Origin of the sequence: Citrobacter sp. MGH 55 (genome assembly GCF_016906145.1) — a bacterium.
Lineage (GTDB): Bacteria > Pseudomonadota > Gammaproteobacteria > Enterobacterales > Enterobacteriaceae > Citrobacter_A > Citrobacter_A amalonaticus.
This window is the reverse complement of sequence record NZ_CP070239.1, coordinates 2275671-2298615: the sequence shown is the minus strand read 5'-3', so window position 1 is coordinate 2298615 and position 22945 is coordinate 2275671. Positions and strand designations below refer to the sequence as shown.

Sequence of the window (22945 nt, the reverse complement as noted above, 5' to 3'; positions counted from 1 at the left end):
ATTTCGTTTTACGGTCAGGAACATTTTCCTGATTTTTAGCTTCCTCCAGGAGAAATAGATGGAAACCATTCAAACCAGCACAATTGCTTCGACTGAATCACGAAGCGCATGGCGCAAGACCGATACCATGTGGATGCTGGGCCTTTATGGCACGGCTATCGGTGCGGGCGTATTGTTCCTGCCAATCAACGCAGGTGTCGGTGGGATGATCCCGCTGATCATCATGGCAATCCTCGCCTTCCCGATGACCTTCTTCGCCCACCGTGGTCTGACTCGCTTTGTGCTGTCCGGCAAAAATCCGGGTGAAGACATCACAGAAGTAGTTGAAGAGCACTTTGGTATCGGCGCGGGTAAACTGATTACCCTGCTGTACTTCTTCGCGATTTACCCGATTCTGTTGGTCTATAGTGTCGCGATCACCAACACGGTTGAGAGCTTCCTGACTCACCAGTTATCCATCACCCCGCCACCGCGTGCGATCCTGTCGCTGATCCTGATTGTCGGGATGATGACTATCGTTCGCTTCGGTGAGCAGATGATCGTGAAGGCAATGAGCATCCTGGTGTTCCCGTTTGTCGCTGCACTGATGCTGCTGGCACTGTACCTGATCCCACAGTGGAGCGGTGCTGCGCTGGAAACCCTGTCCTTTGATTCTGCGGCTACGACCGGCAACGGTTTGTGGATGACCCTGTGGCTGGCAATTCCGGTGATGGTGTTCTCTTTCAACCACTCTCCGATTATCTCTTCTTTCGCAGTAGCGAAGCGTGAAGAGTACGGCGACGCGGCAGAGAAAAAATGCTCGAAGATTCTGGCATTCGCTCACATCATGATGGTGCTGACGGTGATGTTCTTCGTCTTCAGTTGCGTACTGAGTCTGACTCCGGCGGATCTGGCGGCAGCGAAAGAGCAGAACATCTCGATTCTGTCTTACCTGGCAAACCACTTTAATGCGCCGATCATCGCCTGGATGGCACCGATCATCGCAATGATTGCTATCACCAAATCCTTCCTCGGCCACTACCTGGGCGCGCGTGAAGGTTTCAACGGGATGGTCATCAAATCTCTGCGTGGTAAAGGCAAGTCTATCGAAATCAACAAACTGAACCGCATCACTGCGCTGTTCATGCTGGTAACGACCTGGATTGTCGCCACCCTGAACCCGAGCATCCTCGGTATGATTGAAACCCTGGGTGGTCCAATCATCGCGATGATCCTGTTCCTGATGCCGATGTACGCAATCCAGAAAGTACCGGCAATGCGTAAATACAGCGGTCACATCAGCAACGTGTTTGTTGTCGTGATGGGTCTGATTGCTATCTCCGCGATTTTCTACTCCCTGTTCAGCTAAGTTGTTTAGCGCCGCTTTCGGGCGGCGCTTCCTCCCTGATATAACCGCAATGGATGCCCTATGATTAGCGTATTCGATATTTTCAAAATCGGCATTGGCCCTTCCAGTTCACACACCGTTGGACCAATGAAAGCTGGCAAACAATTCACGGATGATCTGATTGCCCGCCATATTCTGACGGATGTCACCCGCGTGGTGGTGGATGTGTATGGCTCCCTGTCGCTGACGGGTAAAGGCCACCACACCGATATCGCGATTATCATGGGTCTGGCGGGAAATCTGCCGGATACCGTCGACATCGACGCCATCCCGGGCTTCATCCAGGATGTGAACACCCACGGGCGACTGCTGCTGGCGAATGGTCAGCATGAAGTTGAATTCCCGGTTGATAAGTGCATGAATTTCCATGCCGATAACCTGTCTCTGCACGAGAACGGGATGCGCATTACCGCGCTGGCGGGCGATAACGTCCTCTACAGCCAGACTTATTACTCCATTGGCGGTGGTTTCATCGTTGATGAAGAACATTTCGGTTTACCGAACAGTGCGCCGGTCAACGTACCGTATCCGTACAAATCGGCAGCCGATTTGCAAAAACACTGTCAGGAAACCGGACTTTCCCTTTCCGGTCTGATGATGCAAAACGAACTGGCATTACACAGCAAAGAAGAGCTGGAACAGCACTTTGCTAACGTCTGGGAGGTAATGCGCAGCGGCATTGAGCGCGGCATCACCACCGAGGGCGTTCTGCCTGGAAAACTGCGCGTTCCCCGCCGTGCGGCAGCGCTGCGTCGTATGCTGGTGAGCAGCGACAAAACCACTACCGATCCGATGGCGGTCGTTGACTGGATCAACATGTTTGCTCTGGCGGTAAACGAAGAGAACGCCGCTGGCGGACGCGTGGTTACTGCACCGACGAACGGTGCCTGTGGTATCGTGCCAGCCGTGCTCGCCTACTACGACAAATTCATCCGCGAAGTGAACGCTAACTCGCTGGCTCGCTACATGCTGGTCGCCAGTGCGATTGGCTCACTGTACAAGATGAATGCCTCCATTTCCGGCGCGGAAGTGGGCTGTCAGGGCGAAGTCGGTGTGGCCTGCTCGATGGCGGCGGCCGGTCTGGCAGAACTGCTGGGCGGCAGTCCGATGCAGGTGTGTATTGCTGCGGAAATCGGTATGGAACACAACCTCGGTCTGACCTGCGATCCAGTTGCAGGACAGGTTCAGGTACCGTGCATTGAGCGTAACGCCATTGCATCCGTCAAGGCGGTCAACGCAGCACGTATGGCCCTGCGCCGTACCAGCGAACCTCGCGTTTGTCTCGATAAAGTCATCGAAACCATGTACGAAACGGGTAAAGACATGAACGCCAAGTACCGCGAAACCTCTCGCGGCGGCCTGGCCATGAAGATTGTCACCTGCGATTAATCGTGCACTCAGAGGCCTCATTTTGCGAGGCCTCTTCCCGTTTTAGCCTCCTGCAATAGCCTGCTTCCGTCCTGAATGTTACCCTACACGCTGACTGGTAAGGGAGAACTCCGTGGCTGTCCATCTGCTCATCGTCGACGCACTCAATTTAATTCGCCGGATCCACGCCGTTCAGGGTTCGCCCTGTGTGGAGACCTGTCTGCACGCGCTTGACCAGCTGATTGTCCACAGCCAGCCCACCCACGCCGTGGCGGTGTTTGATGATGAAGCGCGTAACAGTGGATGGCGTCACCAGCGTCTTCCGGACTACAAAGCCGGTCGTCCACCGATGCCGGATGAACTGCACAATGAAATGCCCGCCCTGCGCACGGCCTTTGAACAGCGTGGCGTCGCGTGTTGGGTGTCGAGCGGCAATGAAGCCGATGATTTGGCGGCAACCCTGGCGGTAAAAGTCACACAAGCGGGCCACCAGGCGACTATCGTGTCGACTGACAAAGGCTATTGCCAGTTGCTCTCTCCGACGTTACGCATTCGCGATTACTTTCAGAAACGCTGGCTGGATGCGCCGTTCATTGAAAAAGAGTTTGGCGTTCAACCGCAGCAGTTGCCGGATTACTGGGGACTGGCGGGGATCAGCAGTTCAAAAGTACCCGGCGTCGCCGGTATTGGCCCGAAAGGCGCCACCCAACTGTTGGTGCAGTTTCAGACACTGGAAGGTCTCTACGCACATCTGGATGAAGTGCCGGAAAAATGGCGCAAGAAGCTGGAGGCTCACCGGGAGATGGCATTCTTATGCCGTGATATCGCACGGTTGCAAACCGATTTGCAGCTTGACGGAAACCTGCAACAGTTGCGTCTGGCACGGTAGCATTGTGGGCCGGATGGCGCAGACCGTCCGACCCGGCACACAAACCACGACGACTCTGCGCCGCTTATTCTTCGATACGTAATCCGTAGGTTTTAAACTTCTCGAGCACTACGGCGATTTCTTCATCGGATAACACCGGCACCGGATCCCTCACCGCCAGCGTCTTCATATAGAGTTGCGCCAGCACTTCCACCTCGTGCGCCAGCCACAGTGCCTTTTGCAGGTTCTCCTCGCAGGCAATTAAACCGTGGTGTTGCAGCAGCGTGGCTTTGCGATTTTTCAGCGCCACGACCACATGTTCTGAGAGTTCGCGAGTGCCAAAAGTGGCGTAGGGCGCGCAGGGAATGGAATTCCCTCCCGCCGCCGCAATCATATAGTGGATGGCCGGGATCGGCCGGTTGAGAATAGACACTGCGGTACAATGAATGGCGTGGTTATGCACAACAGCATTCGCTTCCGGGCGAGTCTGATAAGCCGCCAGATGAAAGCGCCATTCGCTGGACGGTAATTTCCCCTCTTCGTATTTGCCGTCGTTATCCACGTAGACAATCATCTGTTCGGTCATTCGTTCATAAGGAATGCCGCTCGGGGTAATCAACATACCGTCCTGATAACGCGCGCTCACATTTCCCGCCGTCCCCTGGTTTAATCCCAGGCGCGTCATTTCAAGACAGGTTTCAATAATTTCTCGAGATAAACGAGTTCTTTCCATCTCAGTTCTCCGGGGTACTCGGTTCAATGACTGATAACACTCTTTTTGTCGCGCGTATTATTTTTGTCTTAAGCGCTTAATTAATTTCATTTCAACTTTTACCGTCTCATGAACAGGGCGATCTTCGATGGCGTTGAGCATCATTGTGAACGCTTTTTCCGCCCAGGCGTTCTCATCCTGCTGCATTGACCACACGTTATTGGACAAGAATCCCAGCATCGGGTGTTCGTCAAACGTACCGATATTGATCTCGGGCGGAATGACGCCAAAACGGTCACGAATGGCTCTTACTGCCCCTTCCAGCACCGGTAATGACGAGGCGATAAACGCCTGCGGACATCCTGCTTCGTCGATCAAAGCCTGCATGATCTGGTATCCCCCTTCCGGGGTGTTCACCGGCCCTTCGCGCACCCAGTCACGATGATGAATCCCTTTTTTACTGAGCGCATTCAGGTAACCCGTCAGACGGTCGCTGATACTGGGCAAACCGGTATCGCCCACCAGAAACCAGACCGGTAACTTTTCAGCATCCAGCAAACTTTGGGTTAAATGTTCACCGCCTGAAATATTGTGACTTTCCACCAGCGCGTTATTCGTGTATTTAAAATCACGGTCCAGCAATACCATCGGTTTTCTCACCTGACGTAAATGATGTTGCTGGTTTTCTAACGTTGACGGGACAATAAAAAGACCGTCCACATTACGGGCAATTAAAGCCTTGGTGATTTTGTTTTCGTAATCGACATCATCATAAGTACAGCTAATCATCAGCTGATAACCGGATCGGCGGCAGCGTTGCTCGAGTTTCTCTGCCAATGTGGCAAAGAAGACGTTAGAAATATTGGGAACAATCAGGCCAAGCGTATCCGTTTTATTCAGCTTCAGGCTGCGGGCGGAATGGTTAATCACATAACCATATCGCTCAACATATTCATTAATACGCGTTTGCGTTTTGAGGCTGATTCGATACTGTTCAGCTTTTCCGTTTAGCACCAGTCTCACGGTTGTCACCGATAAATTCAGGTCGCTGGCTATCTGTTCTACTGTTTTAGCCATGTATGTGCCCCAGTCACCGTCCAAGCGTCAATTGACAATCATAAAAGCATTTTACACTTTTGTCTTACCGCATCAGTCGGTTAAGCGCACGCCGTTGATCTCACCTGATAAGCGGGGGCGAAGATAACGCCCCCTGCCGGTTTATTTCTTACCGAAAGGATGTAACAACTTGTCTATTTCCGGCGTATTGATGTTCTGGGCGCTCACAAATTTCACCGGGATATCGATCTCTTTCGCGACCGTTTGCCCGGACAGTGCCGCATTCAGGGTTTTAATCCCCTGGTAACCAATCTGATAAGCATCCTGGACGACAAAGCCCTGGATCACCCCGGTGTTCAGGAAGTGAATAATCGCTTCGGTACTGTCAAAACCAATGACTTTCACTTTCCCTTTCAGATTCTGGCTGTCGATAGCGTTGGCGACGCCCAGCGTTGAGCCTTCATTGGTGCCATAAATCCCGGCCAGATCGGGGTTGGCCTGAATCATATCAATGGTCTTATCCATCGCTTTTTGTGGATCGCCATCACTGTACTGCACGGGCAGCACCTTGATATCCGGATACTTTTCCTTCATGCGGGCAATGAACCCTTCCGAGCGTTCAATCGCTGACGACGTCCCGGCGACATGAGCGATAATGCCGACTTTACCTTTATTATTCACTTGCGCCGCCAGCGCGTCCGCCGCTTCAGCGCCAGCTTTGCGGTTATTGGTCGCCACGAAGCTAACCGGAATATCCGAGTTTACGCCGGAGTCAAAGGTGACAACCTTAATACCACGCGAATTCGCCGTTTCCACCAGCGGAGCAAGCGCATTGGCATCCAGCGCCGCCAGCAGCAGACCGTTCGGCTTTTGCGCCATGGCGTTTTCAACCAGCTGAATTTGTTCCGCAATCTGAGTTTCGTCCGCAGGTCCGACATAGCTGGTTTTATCGCCCAACTCTTTCGCTGCTGCTTCCGTCCCCATTTTCACGGTTTGCCAGAATTCATGCTGGAAGCCTTTACTGATGACCGGAAGGTTCAAATCTTTCGCTAGCGCACTGGAAGTGATGCACGCCAGCAGGGATAACGCATAGACAAAATGCCTGGTTTTCATTGTTGTACTCCGTTGTGAGTGTGTCACCCTTAACGTCAGGGTCAGTGTTCCCCGTGACTGCCGGGAGCGTAAATCAACGAATCTTTTTGCGTAACGTATCGAGGTAGACAGCGGCGACGACCACAATGCCCATCGCAACCATTTGCCAGAACTGAGAGACCCCCATCAGGTTCAGGCCGTTTTTCAATACGCTCATAATGAATGCACCGATGATGGTGCCGCCAATAGTGCCAATTCCGCCCATCAGACTGGTGCCGCCGATCACCACTGCGGCAATGGCTTCCAGTTCATAACCGACGCCGACCGTTGGCTGACCGGAGTTTAGACGCGAGGCCAGAATCACCCCGGCAATGCCGGTCAGCAGGCCGCAGAAGGCATAGACAAAGATTTTGACGCGCTGAACGTTGATCCCGGAAAGGTGCGCCGCCACTTCATTACTGCCCACGGCATAGACATAGCGACCAATTACCGTTTTCTTGAGGATGTAGCCGGCGACCAGCGCCACAATCACCAGATAGAAAACGGGATACGGCAGCACATCGAATAAACGCCCCTGCGCCAGCAATTTGAAGGTGGGATAATCGGCGAAATAGATAGCGCGCCCATCCGTCATCACCATGTTCATTCCCCGAACGGACATCATCAGACCCAGCGTGGCGATGAACGGGGGAATCGTCATTTTGGTCACCAGCAGACCATTCACGTAGCCACACAACCCTCCGGCCAGCACGCCTGCCAAAATACAGACCGGCAACGGCAATCCGAGCGTCGCGCAGATGCCGACCGCAACGCCGGAAAACGCCACCACCGATCCTAAAGAGAGGTCGATCCCTGCGGTGATAATCACAAACGTTACGCCAATGGCCATAATGCCGATAACCGATGTTTGCAGCGCAATTGTCATAATATTTTCGGTATTAAAGAAAAACGGCGAACTGAAACTGAAAAAGACAACCAGGATAATCAAACTAAAAAGCGGTGCAAGGCGCATTAAAAGTTCTTTATTAATTTTTATTTTCTTATTATTGCTGTCTGAAGAGGTTACAGAGATGGTCATGATTTAATCCTCTAACGTCGCATATTGCATGATTTTTTCTTGTGTGGCGTTATCAGCAGTTAATTCTCCGGTAATACGACCACTGCGCATAACTAAGATACGATCGCACATACCCAGCACCTCCGGTAATTCCGAAGAAATCATAATGATCGATTTCCCTTTTGCCACGAGGCGATTCATTAATTCATAGATTTCCAGCTTAGCGCCGACATCAATTCCACGTGTAGGTTCATCAAAAATAAGAATATCGGTATCTTTGCACACCCAACGGGCAATAATAATTTTTTGCTGATTTCCCCCACTCAAATTCAGGGCCGCCTGTTCAAGGTGTGGCGTTTTGATTCTGAGCGTCCTGACCTGCTCTTCACTCGTTTGCTGGCAGCGTTTCGAATCAACGTGCCCAAAACGGTCGGCATATTCAGGGTAATTTCCCAACATAATATTGCGCTCAACGGACAGATTAAGCGCCAGTCCCTCTTTTTTACGGTCTTCGGTTAAATAGCTAATGCCTTGCGCAATGGCGTCAGAAATCCCCTTTATCACAATGACCTTACCGTTCAACTTAATGGTTCCACTGTCGATGGGGTCGGCGCCAAAAATGGCGCGCGCCAGCTCCGTACGCCCGGCGCCCATCAACCCGGCAAAACCCAGTATCTCGCCCCGGTTCAACGTAAAGTCGATGTTATTGAGCACGCCTTTGCGCGTGAGGCCGTTAACCTCCAGCACCGCTTCCTGATGCGTCCGCGCTTCCCGGCGAGGATAGATATTCCCCAGTTCGCGCCCGACCATCATCGCAATCAGCTCACTGATCTTCACGGTTTCATAATCAACGGTATCAATGTATTGACCGTCGCGCATAACCGTCGCCCGATCGGCAATCAGCGCTAACTCTTCCAGGCGATGCGAGATGTAGACAATACCGGTCCCCTGCGCTTTAAGCAGACGGGTCACCTGGAATAAGCTTTCTATTTCTGTTTCCGTCAGCGCCGCGGTGGGTTCGTCCATAATCAGGATTTTGGCATTGACGGATATCGCTTTCGCGATCTCCACCATCTGCTGTTGCGCCACGGTCAGGTCTGACACCAACGTTTCTGGCGAAATATTCAGGTTTAATTTCTGCAAAATCTCGGTTGCCGCCTGTCGCTGCTGTTTTTCATCCAGCCGCCAACGGTTATTTTTACAAAACTCTCTGCCGATAAAGATATTCTCTTCCACGGTTAATTCAGGAAAGAGATTAAATTCCTGATGAATAATGGTAATCCCGGCATTCTGCGCGCTGAGCGGATCGCTGAATGACACAGGCTTCCCCTCAAATATAATATCCCCTTCATCCGGTTGATAAACACCGGACAAAATTTTCATCAGCGTGGATTTGCCTGCACCATTTTCACCTAATAGCGCATGCACTTCGCCCTTGCGAAGAGTAAAGTTCACATTACTCAACGCTAATACGCCGGGAAAGCGTTTGGTAATATGATTCATCTGTAAAAATGTTTCGGACATTGCTGCTTTCCTCAATAATCAGAAACTGCAGGCAGTGAATCAGGCGAAGTGCATTCTCAGGGAGCGAGCGTCACCATGAATGTGAATACTTCCTGAAAACACGTTTACGTCACGTCGATATGTTGCCAGATATTGCTAACTCGAGTTAGCGAATTGCCCTTTAAAGCTATTTTAGCCACCAAAAATAGCCAAATCATTTGGGTTAAAACTGTGATACCGCACAGACATTTATTTATAACCATCTGATTTTAAATATTTTACTAAATTTGACTGTCATTTAATTATTTGATGCAGATCGAATTTTAACCACTTCTCGTGAAGCCCCTCACAATCCCATCAGAAAAAAGTTGTGTAAAAAACACGCCAATACCTAAGCTAACTCGAGTTAGCAAATTTACCTGTTTCAGCCGACTGTTGCGGTGATGCCCTGTCATCCACCTGAGCAGCACGCCTATACGTGAAATGAGGAACCCCGAATGAAGAAGATCAGCCTGCCGAAAATTGGTATTCGTCCGGTTATTGATGGACGCCGAATGGGCGTTCGTGAATCTCTGGAAGCACAGACGATGAATATGGCAAAGGCCACTGCCGCCCTGCTGACAGAAAAACTGCGCTACGCCTGTGGCACCCCGGTTGACTGCGTTATTGCCGACACCTGTATTGCCGGAATGGCAGAATCTGCCGCCTGTGAGGAAAAGTTCAGCAGTCAAAACGTCGGCCTGACAATCACCGTAACACCGTGCTGGTGCTACGGTAGTGAAACCATCGATATGGATCCCCTGCGCCCGAAAGCCATCTGGGGCTTTAACGGTACCGAACGTCCGGGCGCGGTCTACCTGGCTGCCGCGCTGGCAGCGCATAGCCAAAAAGGGATCCCTGCGTTCTCTATCTACGGCCAGGATGTACAGGATGCCGGAGATACATCGATCCCTGCCGACGTTGAGGAAAAACTGCTGCGATTCGCCCGGGCAGGGCTCGCCGTCGCCAGCATGAAGGGAAAAAGCTACCTCTCGCTGGGCGGGGTGTCGATGGGGATCGCCGGTTCCATCGTCGATCATCATTTCTTTGAGTCCTGGCTGGGGATGAAGGTCCAGTCCGTCGATATGACCGAACTGCGCCGCCGCATCGATCAAAAAATCTATGACGAAGCCGAGCTGGAAATGGCGTTGGCGTGGGCGGATAAACACTTCCGCTACGGTGAAGATAAAAACGCGAAGCAATATCAACGCAACGCCGAACAGAGCCGGGCCATCCTGCGGGAAAGCCTGCTGATGGCGATGTGCATTCGCGACATGATGCAAGGAAATCCTAAGCTCGCGGAGATGGGACGCGTGGAGGAGTCACTCGGTTATAACGCGATTGCCGCAGGCTTCCAGGGACAGCGCCACTGGACCGATCAATATCCCAACGGTGATACCGCCGAAGCGCTACTGAACAGTTCTTTTGACTGGAACGGTGTGCGCGAACCGTTTGTTGTCGCCACCGAAAACGACAGCCTGAACGGCGTGACCATGCTGCTGGGACATCAGTTGACCGGCACCGCGCAGGTCTTTGCCGATGTGCGTACCTACTGGTCGCCAGAAGCGGTTGAACGCGTGACCGGTCAGCCGCTGACCGGACGGGCAGAACACGGCATTATCCATCTGATTAACTCCGGTTCCGCCGCGCTGGATGGCACCTGTAAACAGCGTGACAGCGAAGGAAAACCGACGATGAAACCACACTGGGAGATCTCGCAGCAGGAGGCTGACGCCTGCCTCGCGGCAACCGAGTGGTGTCCGGCAATCCATGAATATTTTCGCGGCGGCGGTTATTCATCACGCTTCCTGACCGAAGGCGGCGTGCCGTTCACTATGACCCGCGTGAACATCATCAACGGCCTGGGACCAGTGCTGCAAATTGCGGAAGGCTGGAGCGTCGAGCTACCAAAAGAGGTCCATGACACCCTCGACAAACGCACCGACTCCAGTTGGCCTACCACCTGGTTTGCGCCACGTCTTACCGGCAAAGGACCGTTCTCCGACGTCTATTCCGTGATGGCGAACTGGGGGGCAAACCACGGCGTGCTGACCGTCGGCCACGTCGGCGCAGACTTCATCACCCTCGCCTCGATGCTGCGCATTCCAGTCTGCATGCACAATGTGGAAGAGGCGAAAATTTACCGCCCTTCCGCCTGGGCCGCACACGGGATGGATACAGAAGGCCAGGACTACCGCGCCTGTCAGAACTACGGGCCACTGTATAAACGTTAAGGATCGCGCAACTGCCTGATGGCGACGCTGGCACATCTTATCTGGTCTACGGGGAATGACTCGTGGACCGGATAAGCACAGCGCCATCCGGCAACGGGAGTCATTATGAAAAATGAAATCATCCTGGTTCTCGACTGTGGCGCGACCAACGTGCGGGCCATTGCCGTAGATCGTCAGGGACACATCGTTGCTCGTGCGGCGGTTGCTAATGCCAGCGAGGTAGCCACGGAAAACACCGCCTGGCATCAGTGGTCGCTGGACGCCATCCTGCAACGTTTCGCACAGTGCTGCCGGACACTGTCGACAGAACTTTCGGCCTTTCGAATCCGCGCTATCACCGTCACCACCTTTGGCGTTGACGGCGCGCTGGTCGATGAAAACGGCGAATTGCTCTACCCAATCATCAGTTGGAAATGCCCGCGCACTGCCGCGATAATGGAAAATATCAGCCGCTTTATGCCGCCGCGTCAGTTGCAGACGCTTTCCGGCGTCGGCGCATTCAGCTTCAACACCTTATATAAGCTGATTTGGCTTAAAGAAAATCACCCGCAACGGCTGGATCAAGCCCACGCCTGGCTGTTTATCTCCTCACTCATTACTCATCGCCTGACCGGCGAATTCACTACTGACATCACCATGGCGGGCACCAGCCAAATGCTGGATATTCAGCAGCGGGATTTCAGCGCCGATATCTTGCAGGCCGCAGGGTTGCCGAGACGGCTCTTCCCGCGACTCGTGGAAGCCGGTGAACTGGTAGGATCGTTGCGGCCCGCAATGGCAACGATACTCGGTCTCCCTCCGGGAATTCCCGTGATCTCTGCCGGACACGATACCCAGTTCGCGCTGTTTGGCGCCGGTGCGGGGCAAGATGAGCCAGTTCTCTCTTCCGGCACGTGGGAAATCCTGATGGTGCGTAGCGCCAGGGTCAATAAAGCGTTACTGAGCAGTCATGCCGGTTCAACCTGTGAACTGGACAGTCAGCCGGGGCTTTACAATCCGGGGATGCAATGGCTTGCCTCCGGCATCCTTGAATGGGTGCGCAAGCTGCTGTGGACACCCGAAACCCCGTGGCAAACCTTGATTGCGGAAGCGAAAGCGGTTCCCGCCGGGGCCGATGGCGTGCGGATGCAGTGCGAACTGCTCTCCTCTGTGGATGCAGGCTGGCGTGGCGTCACCCTGAATACCACCCGCGGACATTTCTATCGCGCGGCGCTGGAAGGATTAACGGACCAGTTGCGACATAACCTGCATACGCTGGAAAAAATTGGCCAGTTCAACGCCACAGAACTGCTGCTGGTCGGCGGCGGGAGTCGCAATACACTATGGAATCAGATTAAGGCCAACACCCTGGAGATCCCCATCAAAGTGCTGGATGACGCAGAAACCACCGTTGCCGGCGCGGCGATGTACGGCTGGTACGGTATCGGAGCGTTTTCCAGTCCACAACAGGCCAGAGAACAAGTGCGCTACCAGTACCGTTATTTCTATCCCGAAACACTGTAAAGGAATCTCGCATGCTTAAAACGATTTCTCCCCTCATTTCGCCGGAGTTACTTAAAGTACTGGCGCAAATGGGACACGGCGATGAGATTATTTTCTCAGACGCGCACTTCCCGGCGGACAGCATGGGGCCACAGGTGATCCGTGCGGATGGTCTCAGCGTCAGCGACTTACTGCGAGCCGTGATCCCGCTGTTTGAACTCGACAGCTATGCGCCACCGCTGGTGATGATGGCTGCCGTCGAGGGCGATACCCTCGACCCGCACGTTGAAACGCGCTATCGCGAAGCGCTTTCCCTACAGGCGCCATGCCCGGAGATCGCGCGAATCGATCGTTTCGCCTTCTACGCCCGTGCACAAAAGGCCTTTGCCATTGTTATCACCGGCGAGTGCGCAAAGTACGGGAATATTCTTTTAAAAAAAGGGGTAACCCCGTAATCTCAATCGCGGTCAGGGCAATTGATTGAGAGGTGAGAAGAGATGAAAGCGGCACGTCAGCAGACGATTGTGGATCTGCTCAGTCAGCATAAAAGCCTGACCACCGAAGCACTGGCCGTTCAGCTCAACGTCAGTAAAGAGACGATCCGCCGCGATCTCAGTGAACTACAGGAACAAGGGAAGGTTCTGCGCAATCACGGGCGCGTTAAAGGGATCGCGCGGGAAAACCCGGACAGTGGCGATCCCTTCCATATACGGCTGAAGAGCCATTACGCGCACAAAGCCGATATTGCCCGAAAGGCGTTGAGCTGGATTGAAGAAGGGATGGTGATTGCGCTGGATGCCAGCTCCACCTGCTGGTATCTGGCGCGGCAACTACCGGATATCAATATACAGGTTTTCACCAACAGCCAGCCGATTTGTCAGGAGCTCGGCAAACGCCAACAACTTCAGCTCATCAGTTCTGGTGGCAGGCTGGAGCGCAAACACGGCTGCTACGTCAACCCCGCACTCATTTCACAACTCAAATTTCTTGATATCGATCTGTTCATTTTTTCCTGCGAAGGGATCGACCGTCACGGCGCACTGTGGGATTCCAGCACCTTCAACGCGGATTTCAAATCAGTCCTGCTGAAACGCGCGTCACAGTCGTTATTGCTGATCGACAAAAGCAAATTCAATCGTTCCGGAGAAGCCCGACTCGGTCATCTGGATGACGTAACGCATATTGTGTCGGACACGCCGCAGTCATAAACACTAACGGGAATGGGTTGCAGACCTGATGAACAACAGTGCATCAGATCTGCAACGGCGCGAGCTAGCGCTCGTCGCGACGTCCGCCTACGGCGGCCCACAGGCGACGCACGTGCACCGTCACTTCTTCACGGTCGTGGTATAACTGCCGCGCCTGAATTTGCGCATTCACACCATGCTCATCAAGCTGCGCCTGGAGATAGGCCAGATTCTGCGAGACCTCTTCGTAGCGTTTTTTCATTGGCAACTTGAGGTTAAAGATAGTTTCCCGGCACCAGCCGTTGACCAACCACTGCGCCATCAACGCCGCCACTTTCGCCGGCTTCTCAACCATATCGCACACCATCCACGAGATGTTGTTGCGGTTGGGGCGATACTTAAAGCCGTCTTCGCGCAGCCAGGTAACCTGTCCGGTATCCATCAGACTTTGCGCCATCGGGCCGTTATCGACCGAATACACCCACATATTGCGTTTGACCAGTTGGTAGGTCCAGCCGCCGGGGCAGGCGCCTAAATCCACCGCGTACATCCCGTTTGCCAGACGCTCATCCCACTCATCTTGCGGAATAAACACGTGCAACGCTTCTTCCAGCTTCAGCGTCGAGCGGCTGGGCGCATCGGCTGGGAACTTCAGGCGCGGAATGCCCATATAGTACGGCGAGTTATTACTGGCATACGAGTAACCGGTATAGCAGCAGCCTGGCGCGATAAAAAAGACGTGCACCACCGGGCGCTTCGGCGTCTCATAATTCGTCAGCACGCCAGCCTCGCGCAGGGCGGCTCGCAGCGGCACCGTGAATTTGCGACAGAACTTCATCAGCTCTTTACTTTCGTTCGTATCCGCCACTTCCACGCGCAGATCGCCACCCTTTTCCACCACGCCCTGCAACATGCCGACAATCGGCGTAATGCGATCTTCCGGCGGCAAGTGCTGGAGCAACTCGCCGACCACAAACCACTGGCGGGCAAAAATCAGCGAACTGAACGGCAGCTCGCTGATAATTTTTTCGGCGTCTTCGGCCTGATAGCATTCATAGATGACATAGCCTGCATTTTCTTTGACGCGGGCAAAACCGAAATACTCCCGACGCCCTGCTTTATCGGTGATTTCTGCGGCACACTCTTTTTCAAAGCCCGGGCGACACAACAACACAACCTTATTCATGAACTACGCCCTTACGCTTCAAACGGATAGCGCCGATTAACATCAGCACCCAACCTGCCAGGAAGCTGACGCCGCCGACAGGGGTAACAAACGCCCACAGGCGCAGATGAGACAGTGCCAGGCAATACAGGCTGCCGCTAAACAGCACCGTTCCTAGCGCGAGGAAAACGCTACTCCAGTAAAACCAGATGCTGATCCGGCGTTGCATCGCAACCGACAGCCCGAATATCGCCAGCGTATGAAACGCCTGATATTGCAGGCCGGTCTGGATCCAGCTCATTTCAACCACACCGAGGGTTTTGCTCAGGACATGCGCACCGAAAGCCCCCAGAGCGACATAAATAAAGCCGCTGATAGCGGCAAAAATCAGCATAAAACGGCTGGTCATGGTAATACCCTACGTAAGTTATTGTTCGTAACGAAAGCGGAATTTCTCTTGTTCCGTGGCCGCTTTCGCCAGTATCCACTGACGGAAGGCGGCTATTTTACCCAGTTCTGCCTGACTGTCATGACAAACCAGATAAAATGCGTTTTTACTGACCAGTACATCATTAAACGGGCAGACCAGTCGCCCCGCTTCAATTTCTGACTGCGCCATCACGTTATTCGCCAGCGCTACGCCCTGTCCGTGGATAGCGGCCTGCAGCACCATCGCGCTGTGGCTAAAGATAGGGCCCTGCTGGACGTTGATGTGATTTAACCCTAGCTGTCGCGTGTAAGTTTGCCAGTCACGACGTGAGGCATCATGTAGCAAAGTATGCGAAGCCAAATCCTCTGGCGATTTCAGAGGCTTATCGCCCGTCAACAGCAACGGCGAACACACCGGCAACAGATATTCGGCGTACAATTTCTCTACGCGCAGTCCAGGCCAGTTACCGCGACCATAAAAAATCGCCACGTCAACATCGTCCGCCAGTTTGTCTTCCTGACGGTCCACGGCCTGGATTCTGACGTCAATTCCCGGATAAGCTGAGTTAAAGCTAGAGAGTCGGGGCACCAGCCACTGAATCGCAAAACTGGGCAATAAACTGACCGTCAACGCCCCCTTTGCACTTCGCGCCTGAAGTTTACGCGTCGCTTCGGTTAATTGCGAAAAAATCTCTTTTATGTCGAGAAAGTAGCTCTGTCCTTCTTCAGTAAGAAGAAGAGAACGGTTGCGTCGGCGAAACAGCTTAAGCCCCAAAAAATCCTCAAGTGACTTGATTTGGTGGCTTACTGCGGCCTGCGTCACAAAAAGATCTTCTGCTGCGCGGGTGAAGCTCAGATGCCGTGCGGCGGCATCAAAAACACGTAATGCGTTCAGAGGTGGAAGTCGTTTTGACATGGCTTTTAAACTTTGATGTTAAAAGAATTTAACAATTAAGCTACACTGTGTAACCTATTAGTTTTTTTAATCTGAGCCATTATAATTTGTCCGTTGAGGAACTACCAGCAAATACCTATAGTGGCGGCACTTCCTGAGCCGGAACGAAAAGTTTTATCGGAATGCGTGTTCTGGTGGGCTTTTGGCTTACGGTTGTGATGTTGTGTTGTTGTGTTTGCAATTGGTCTGCGATTCAGACCACGGTAGCAACGCTACCCTTTTTCACTTCCTGTACATTTACCCTGTCTGTCCATAGTGATTAATGTAGCACCGCCAATTTGCGGTGCTTTTTTTTACCTACTCTCTACCGACTACTGATCCAACTCGACCATCTCTTTCACATCGGTACGATTGATCTGCTGTTTGTTGCCATTAGCGTCCTTGTACGAAATCATCCCGGTTTCATCATCGGTTTTCGGCTTACCGTCCGCAACGATGCTACGCCCGTCATTGGTGTGCATCACGTAGTTCGGACCGGAACAGGCGCTCAGGGCAAAAGTCAGCATACATGCGGAAATAATTGCGGCAGTCTTTTTCATCTTCTTCTCCTTAAAGCTGTTTATGCTATTAAAAACGTACTCCGTAACAGGCAAAAAGATTTGCCTAACATAATTCAGCATAAGCTACTGGTCTGATTTCGCCACAACATCCAGAAGATTCCTGGTGACCGTACTCTTCTTGAATCAACGACCAATTTGCGCCACGATCGGATTACTGAACCGAGGAATACCATGAACGCTTTCAATCCCGCGCAGTTTCGCGCGCAATTTCCGGCACTCGCTGACGCGGGCGTCTATCTGGATAGCGCCGCGACGGCCCTTAAACCGCAGGCCGTCATCGAGGCGACCCGGCAGTTCTATAGCCTGAGCGCTGGCAACGTCCATCGCAGCCAGTTCGCCGAAGCCCAGCGCCTGACCGCGCGCTATGAGGCCGCACGGGAAAAAGTGGCGCGTTTGCTGAATGCGCCAGATGACAAAACCATCGTCTGGACCCGGGGCACCACGGAGGCCATCAATATGGTGGCGCAGAGTTATGCCCGCCCTCGCCTGCAACCGGGCGATGAAATCATCGTCAGCGTCGCGGAGCATCACGCGAATCTCGTGCCGTGGCTGATGCTCGCAGAGCAAACTGGGGCGAAAGTGGTCAAGCTGCCGCTCAATGCCCAGCACCTGCCTGACGTTGAACGTCTGCAGACAATCATCACCCCGCGCAGCCGAATTCTCGCGCTGGGGCAGATGTCGAACGTGACCGGCGGCTGCCCGGACTTAGCCCGTGCCATTACCCTCGCCCATGCCGCGGGCATGGTAGTGATGGTGGATGGCGCGCAGGGAGCCGTCCATTTCCCGGTGGATGTCCAGGCGCTCGACATCGATTTCTACGCCTTCTCAGGCCATAAGCTGTACGGTCCAACCGGTATCGGCGTGCTTTACGGCAAACCGGCGCTGCTGGAGGCCATGTTGCCATGGCTCGGTGGCGGTAAGATGATCAACGACGTCAGTTTCGAGGGCTTCACAACCCAGGCCGCACCGTGGAAGCTCGAAGCAGGTACCCCAAACGTCGCTGGCGTGATTGGCATGAGCGCCGCGCTGGAATGGCTAGCCGATGTTGATATCGTCCAGGCGGAAAGCTGGAGTCGGGGGCTGGCTACGCTGGCGGAAGAGGCGCTGGCCCAGCGTCCGGGATTCCGCTCATTTCGCTGTCAGGACTCCAGTCTGCTGTCGTTTGATTTTGCTGGCGTTCATCATAGCGATATGGTCACCCTGCTGGCGGAATATGGTATTGCGCTACGTGCCGGTCAGCACTGCGCGCAGCCGCTGCTGGCTGAACTTGGCGTCTCGGGTACGCTACGTGCCTCATTCGCACCGTATAATACCCAAAGTGATGTGGATGCGTTGATCAACGCCGTTGATCGCGCCCTGGAAATACTGGTGGATTAATGACTAGCCCAATGTTTGCCGGACACCCGTTTGGCACAACCGTAACCGAAGAGACGTTGCGTCATACCTTTATCCCGCTGACCCAGTGGGAAGACAAATATCGACAGCTGATTTTGCTCGGTAAACAGCTGCCGGCACTGCCCGACGATCTCAAAGCGCAGGCTAAAGAGATCGCGGGCTGCGAAAATCGCGTCTGGCTGGGATATACGCGCTCTGAAAAGGGCACTTTACACTTTTTCGGCGACAGTGAAGGTCGCATCGTGCGCGGACTGCTGGCGGTATTACTGACCGCCGCAGAAGGGAAAACCGCAGCGGAACTGCTGGCCCATTCGCCGCTGGCCTTGTTTGATGAACTGGGATTACGCACGCAGCTCAGCGCGTCGCGCAGTCAGGGGCTGGAGGCACTCAATGAAGCGATCGTCGAAGCGGCTCACGCTGCCGGATGACGACGCAGACTCGTCTTCCGGCCTGCGACGCATTGCCCCGCGCAAGAGAATCTCAGCCCTGACGCGCCGCTTTTGCCATCATCTTTTTTAACGCATGGGATACTGCTACAAAACCGAACGTGGCGGTAACCATCGTTGCCGCACCGAACCCCGATGCACAGTCCATTCGTTTGGGTCCTTCCGCCGTCGCCTTCATGGCGCACACACTGCCATCAGACTGCGGATACACCAGCGCTTCCGTTGAAAACACGCAGTCGACGCCGAGTTTGCCTTTGCTGTTTTTCACGACGCCAAAATCGCTTTTCAATCGTTCGCGCAGTTTCGCCGCCAGCGGATCCTGAATCGTTTTCGCCAGGTCAACAACCTGAATCTGCGTCGGGTCGATCTGCCCACCCGCGCCGCCGGTGGTCACCAGCGGGATCTTATTGCGCCGACAGTACGCAATCAGCGCCGCTTTTGGCCGCACGCTGTCAATGGCGTCAATCACATAGCTAAAGCCTGCGCTCATGTATTCTGCGACGTTATCCGGCGTCACAAAATCATCGACTACCGTCACCCGGCACTCGGGGTTAATCTGGCGGATACGCTCAGCCATCACCTCGGCTTTCGCCAGCCCAACAGTGTCGCGCAGAGCATGGATCTGGCGGTTGGTGTTAGTCACGCACACGTCATCCATATCGATGAGCGTAATCGCGCCAATCCCGGTTCGCGCCAGAGCTTCTGCCGCCCAGGAACCAACGCCGCCGATCCCAACCACGCAGACATGCGCATCGGCAAACAGTTGCAAGGCTTTTTCACCATACAGACGCGCGGTGCCGCCAAAACGCTGACGCCAGGCATCACTGATAACCACAGACATAACACCTCAAATTCATTGATATTGAACGGTATGACTGCCTGATGGCGGCTGCGCCTTATCAGGCCTACCCGATGATGTAGGCGGATAAGCGAAGCGCCATCCGACAACTAGCCGCTGAACACGTTACCTGCGCCAGGTGCGCTCTTCAGCACCCACACGCGACCATAGTGATTGTACCATCCTGCGCGGTGTCCGGCGTCTGGCCCGATGCCCTGGTAAATGTCAAAATGCTGGCCTTTAATCGCCCCGCCGACATCCAGCGCCACCATCAGGCGCAGTTCATACTGCCCGTTAAATTTCCCGTTGTTGTCCAGCAGCGGGACTTCGGCGAGCAGCGTGGTGCCTGCCGGAATAATACTGCGGTCAGACGCCACCGACGCGCGACCAATCAGCGGTACAGCACTGGCGCCTTTCACCGGGGCAAAAGATTGCGGTTTAAAGAAGACGAATGACGGATTCTGCTCCAGCAGCTCACGCACTTCTGCTTCGCTGTGGGTTTCGCCCCAGTGGCGAATCGCCTGCATCGACATATCTTCTTTCTTCACTTCACCGCGATCGATCAGTACTTTGCCGATGCTGCGATAGGCATGCCCGTTTTTCCCGGCATAGCTGAAGAAGTTCAACGGGGAGCCGTCGCCAAAATCGATATAGCCGCTACCCTGCACGTCCATGATGAAGTTATCCATCAGAGAGTTGCTGTACGCCAGAATGTAGTTCTCGCTCAGTGCGCCCGCGTAAATCTCCGCGCGAGACGGCAAGCGTCCCCGTTTCGGCGGCATACGATAGATTGGGTACTGGAATTCGCCCTGACGCGTATGGCGCGCCTGGATCACCGGCGTGTAGTAACCGGTAAACTGCACGTTGCCGTAGTTATCGGCGCCTTCCATCTGCCAGGCGTCGAGACCAAACTGGCGCATGGTGCGCGTATCGCCCCCCGAACGCAGCCAGTCCTGCACCGCGTTATAAACGTTGCTTTGATTGCCGTACAGACGCGGAGAAGCACTGCGGATCTGATTAACCTGCTCGGCAAAATCGCCGGCGTTGATCGGTGCGCCGATGGCATCCGGCTGGTTCACCAGTGAGAAAGGCTGGGTAAACTTCCCGTCTTTATACTGCTGTCCGCGATCGGTTGGTTTAGAGGAACAGGCAGCCAGCATTGCAACCACCGCGCCCATGAGAAGGTAACTTACCCAACGTCCTTTCATTGTTCTCTTCTTTTAGCTGTAAATCATGCGTCATGAAGATAACAAACCCGGCCCGCTAATGAAACGAGCACCGCTGCCCAGACGCAAATTTTGCACATTATTTAAACTGAAATGCCTTGTTTTTGTTCATTTTCATCCCGAAACCGTGATCCAGGTGAAAAAAGGGTTGCATGAAAATGTTAGCAGAGTATAGTGCGCATCCACGGACGCGGGGTGGAGCAGCCTGGTAGCTCGTCGGGCTCATAACCCGAAGGTCGTCGGTTCAAATCCGGCCCCCGCAACCAATYAAAWTTTGATGCAGTATMTRMTTCTGCAAAGCAGCTTAAAATGCGMAGCAGRAWGRCGGACGCGGGGTGGAGCAGCCTGGTAGCTCGTCGGGCTCATAACCCGAAGGTCGTCGGTTCAAATCCGGCCCCCGCAACCAATACTAAACACCTTAACGGGTGTTTTTTTGTATCTGCGGTTCGTAAAAAAAGCGCTTTTCAGCGCTTTTTTATTATCCCCTTCTCGCCAGCGTCGCCCCATCGGCGAAGTACGCTTTGATCCCAGCCAGAATCGACTCTGCCACTTCCTGCTGGAAGGTGGCTGTTTTCAGCTTTCGCTCTTCTTCGATGTTACTGATAAACGCCGTTTCAACGAGAATCGACGGGATATCCGGCGCTTTCAGCACCGCAAACCCGGCCTGTTCTACCTGATTTTTATGCAGATTGTTAATCCTGCCGAGTTTGTTGAGCACCGCTTTACCAAACTTCAGGCTGTCGGCGATGGTCAGCGATTGCACCATATCGAACATGGTGTGGTCGACGTAGCGGTCGCCGCTTTTGCTCACGCCGCCGATCAAATCCGAGGCGTTCTGCGTTTGCGCCAGATATTTCGCCGCCGTACTGGTCGCCCCTTTGGTCGATAGCGCAAACACGGACGAACCGCTGGGCTGGCGACTGGTGAACGCATCCGCATGAATCGAGACAAACAGGTCGGCCCGCTGCTTCTGGGCTTTCGCCACTCGCACCTTGAGCGGAATGAAAATATCTTCATTTCGCGTCATGTAGACCTTCATATTGCCTTCTTTCTCGATTAACGTGCGCAGCCGACGGGCAATCTGCAACACCACATCTTTCTCACGCGTCTTGTATTTACCGACAGCGCCAGAATCCTCACCGCCATGCCCCGGATCGAGCATGATCACGATCGGGCGATCGCGTCCCGCTTTGCCCGGCTGAGGCCCACTCTGCGCGGGCGGTACCTGCTTATCAAGATCGCCCTTGTTGTAATCTTCCAGCAGCGCCAGCAGCGGATCCTGCATATCCTGCGCATTGGCCGGATAGAGATCCATAACCAGACGCTCTTTAAAACCCGCCACCGGTGCCAGCGCGAACAGCTGTGGCTTCACGTTTTGCTTCAGTTCGAACACCATGCGCACGGTCTGCGGATCGAACTGTCCTACGCGCGCCGACTTAATGTAAGGATCGTCGGGGCGAATTTGCGCCGCCATGCCTTTCAGCACGGAATTCAGGTTCACACCTTCAATATCCACCACCACGCGTTCAGGATTGCTCAGCGCAAACTGCTTGTACTTCAGCTGTTGATTCGATTCCACCGTCACACGGGTGTAACTGGATGCTGGCCAAATACGAACCGCAATGACCTGACTGACCGCAGCCAGACCGACCTGGCTGACGCTCAATAGCCACATGGCGCCCGCCCCTTGCAGTAAACGACGGCGGCTAATAGGTGGATTGGATCCTGACATGCTTCTCCCGAGCAAAATAAAACGTATTGGTGATGAGATAGTAAACGTCTAAATTGACCGGAAACTTTAACGAATGACGCATAATCTGTCATCTATAAAAGGGTAAACATTCTTATTGTATTCACGGTATTACTGAGAAAAAACTTTGTCAGGGTCAAAATTTGCACTTGCGCGCGGCGGAAAAACAGAATAAAAATACACTAATTACGAATAA

21 protein-coding genes and 2 tRNA genes are annotated in these 22945 nt (G+C 53.7%); 11 read left to right on the top strand and 12 right to left on the bottom strand.

Annotation, left to right across the window (positions count from 1 at the left end; all coding sequences use genetic code 11):
* Nucleotides 1-58: 58 nt before the first annotated feature.
* The 3 genes from sdaC to xni all read left to right on the top strand — a co-directional run bounded on the left by sdaC (nt 59) and on the right by xni (nt 3644).
* Entirely contained in the window at nt 59-1348 is a 1290-nt protein-coding gene (gene sdaC, locus JTI98_RS09285) for an HAAAP family serine/threonine permease SdaC (RefSeq protein WP_042999502.1), read from the top strand.
* Between the two features lie 60 nt (nt 1349-1408).
* Entirely contained in the window at nt 1409-2776 is a 1368-nt protein-coding gene (sdaB, locus tag JTI98_RS09280; protein ID WP_042999501.1) for an L-serine ammonia-lyase II, read from the top strand.
* A 112-nt stretch (nt 2777-2888) separates the two neighbouring features.
* A complete protein-coding gene (gene xni / locus JTI98_RS09275) occupies nt 2889-3644 on the top strand; it encodes a flap endonuclease Xni (RefSeq protein WP_044326723.1) in 756 nt (251 codons plus the stop codon).
* 64 nt (nt 3645-3708) lie between these two features.
* Here the strand turns inward: xni and fucA are convergent, their stop codons facing one another.
* The 5 genes from fucA to JTI98_RS09250 all read right to left on the bottom strand — a co-directional run bounded on the left by fucA (nt 3709) and on the right by JTI98_RS09250 (nt 9064).
* Nucleotides 3709-4356 carry an L-fuculose-phosphate aldolase gene (gene fucA / locus JTI98_RS09270; protein ID WP_044326724.1) on the bottom strand — a complete coding sequence of 216 codons (648 nt, stop codon included), beginning with the start codon at nt 4354-4356 and terminating at the stop codon, nt 3709-3711.
* A 57-nt stretch (nt 4357-4413) separates the two neighbouring features.
* Nucleotides 4414-5412, bottom strand: a complete 999-nt coding sequence (locus tag JTI98_RS09265) for a LacI family DNA-binding transcriptional regulator (protein ID WP_216082173.1) — start codon at nt 5410-5412, stop codon at nt 4414-4416.
* A gap of 141 nt (nt 5413-5553) precedes the next feature.
* A complete protein-coding gene (locus JTI98_RS09260) occupies nt 5554-6504 on the bottom strand; it encodes an ABC transporter substrate-binding protein (protein ID WP_042999497.1) in 951 nt (316 codons plus the stop codon).
* 73 nt (nt 6505-6577) lie between these two features.
* Nucleotides 6578-7561: an ABC transporter permease gene (locus JTI98_RS09255; RefSeq protein WP_044254230.1), complete on the bottom strand. Its 984-nt coding sequence runs from the start codon at nt 7559-7561 to the stop codon at nt 6578-6580.
* Nucleotides 7562-7564: 3 nt separating this feature from the next.
* Complete coding sequence (locus tag JTI98_RS09250) at nt 7565-9064, bottom strand: sugar ABC transporter ATP-binding protein (RefSeq protein ID WP_216082172.1); 1500 nt, start codon at nt 9062-9064, stop codon at nt 7565-7567.
* A gap of 476 nt (nt 9065-9540) precedes the next feature.
* Here JTI98_RS09250 and fucI point away from each other — a divergent pair, with 476 nt between their 5' ends.
* The 4 genes from fucI to fucR all read left to right on the top strand — a co-directional run bounded on the left by fucI (nt 9541) and on the right by fucR (nt 14006).
* Nucleotides 9541-11316 (top strand): L-fucose isomerase, encoded by a 1776-nt coding sequence (gene fucI, locus JTI98_RS09245; protein WP_216082171.1) that lies wholly within the window; start codon nt 9541-9543, stop codon nt 11314-11316.
* 105 nt (nt 11317-11421) lie between these two features.
* A complete protein-coding gene (fucK, locus tag JTI98_RS09240) occupies nt 11422-12819 on the top strand; it encodes an L-fuculokinase (RefSeq protein WP_216082170.1) in 1398 nt (465 codons plus the stop codon).
* 11 nt (nt 12820-12830) lie between these two features.
* Nucleotides 12831-13253, top strand: a complete 423-nt coding sequence (gene fucU / locus JTI98_RS09235; RefSeq protein ID WP_216082169.1) for an L-fucose mutarotase — start codon at nt 12831-12833, stop codon at nt 13251-13253.
* A gap of 42 nt (nt 13254-13295) precedes the next feature.
* Nucleotides 13296-14006 carry an L-fucose operon activator gene (gene fucR / locus JTI98_RS09230; protein WP_042999491.1) on the top strand — a complete coding sequence of 237 codons (711 nt, stop codon included), beginning with the start codon at nt 13296-13298 and terminating at the stop codon, nt 14004-14006.
* Between the two features lie 64 nt (nt 14007-14070).
* Here the strand turns inward: fucR and rlmM are convergent, their stop codons facing one another.
* The 4 genes from rlmM to JTI98_RS09210 all read right to left on the bottom strand — a co-directional run bounded on the left by rlmM (nt 14071) and on the right by JTI98_RS09210 (nt 17073).
* On the bottom strand, nt 14071-15171 hold the full coding sequence (rlmM, locus tag JTI98_RS09225; RefSeq protein WP_042999490.1) for a 23S rRNA (cytidine(2498)-2'-O)-methyltransferase RlmM: 1101 nt from the start codon (nt 15169-15171) through the stop codon (nt 14071-14073).
* Nucleotides 15164-15559 carry a DUF423 domain-containing protein gene (locus JTI98_RS09220; protein WP_042999489.1) on the bottom strand — a complete coding sequence of 132 codons (396 nt, stop codon included), beginning with the start codon at nt 15557-15559 and terminating at the stop codon, nt 15164-15166. The genes rlmM and JTI98_RS09220 overlap by 8 nt, the downstream gene beginning before the upstream one ends.
* A gap of 18 nt (nt 15560-15577) precedes the next feature.
* Nucleotides 15578-16495, bottom strand: coding sequence for a glycine cleavage system transcriptional regulator GcvA (gene gcvA, locus JTI98_RS09215; RefSeq protein ID WP_216082168.1), 918 nt, complete (start codon nt 16493-16495; stop codon nt 15578-15580).
* Nucleotides 16496-16845: 350 nt separating this feature from the next.
* On the bottom strand, nt 16846-17073 hold the full coding sequence (locus JTI98_RS09210; protein ID WP_042322452.1) for a YgdI/YgdR family lipoprotein: 228 nt from the start codon (nt 17071-17073) through the stop codon (nt 16846-16848).
* A 192-nt stretch (nt 17074-17265) separates the two neighbouring features.
* Here JTI98_RS09210 and csdA point away from each other — a divergent pair, with 192 nt between their 5' ends.
* Nucleotides 17266-18471, top strand: a complete 1206-nt coding sequence (gene csdA / locus JTI98_RS09205) for a cysteine desulfurase CsdA (protein ID WP_216082167.1) — start codon at nt 17266-17268, stop codon at nt 18469-18471.
* Complete coding sequence (csdE, locus tag JTI98_RS09200) at nt 18471-18917, top strand: cysteine desulfurase sulfur acceptor subunit CsdE (protein ID WP_042999486.1); 447 nt, start codon at nt 18471-18473, stop codon at nt 18915-18917. Before csdA ends, csdE begins: the two co-directional genes overlap by 1 nt.
* A 52-nt stretch (nt 18918-18969) precedes the next feature.
* Here the strand turns inward: csdE and tcdA are convergent, their stop codons facing one another.
* The gene (gene tcdA / locus JTI98_RS09195; RefSeq protein WP_216082166.1) at nt 18970-19776 is read right to left on the bottom strand and encodes a tRNA cyclic N6-threonylcarbamoyladenosine(37) synthase TcdA; all 807 of its coding nucleotides are present in this window, start codon (nt 19774-19776) and stop codon (nt 18970-18972) included.
* 107 nt (nt 19777-19883) lie between these two features.
* Nucleotides 19884-20981: a murein transglycosylase A gene (gene mltA / locus JTI98_RS09190; protein ID WP_042999484.1), complete on the bottom strand. Its 1098-nt coding sequence runs from the start codon at nt 20979-20981 to the stop codon at nt 19884-19886.
* 207 nt (nt 20982-21188) lie between these two features.
* Here mltA and JTI98_RS09185 point away from each other — a divergent pair.
* Both JTI98_RS09185 and JTI98_RS09180 read left to right on the top strand, forming a co-directional pair.
* Nucleotides 21189-21265, top strand: a tRNA-Met gene (locus JTI98_RS09185).
* 63 nt (nt 21266-21328) lie between these two features.
* Nucleotides 21329-21405 (top strand) — tRNA-Met (locus tag JTI98_RS09180).
* 72 nt (nt 21406-21477) lie between these two features.
* On the opposite strand, the gene amiC is transcribed toward JTI98_RS09180, so the two are convergent.
* Nucleotides 21478-22731, bottom strand: coding sequence for an N-acetylmuramoyl-L-alanine amidase AmiC (gene amiC / locus JTI98_RS09175; protein ID WP_216082165.1), 1254 nt, complete (start codon nt 22729-22731; stop codon nt 21478-21480).
* Nucleotides 22732-22945 lie beyond the last annotated feature (214 nt).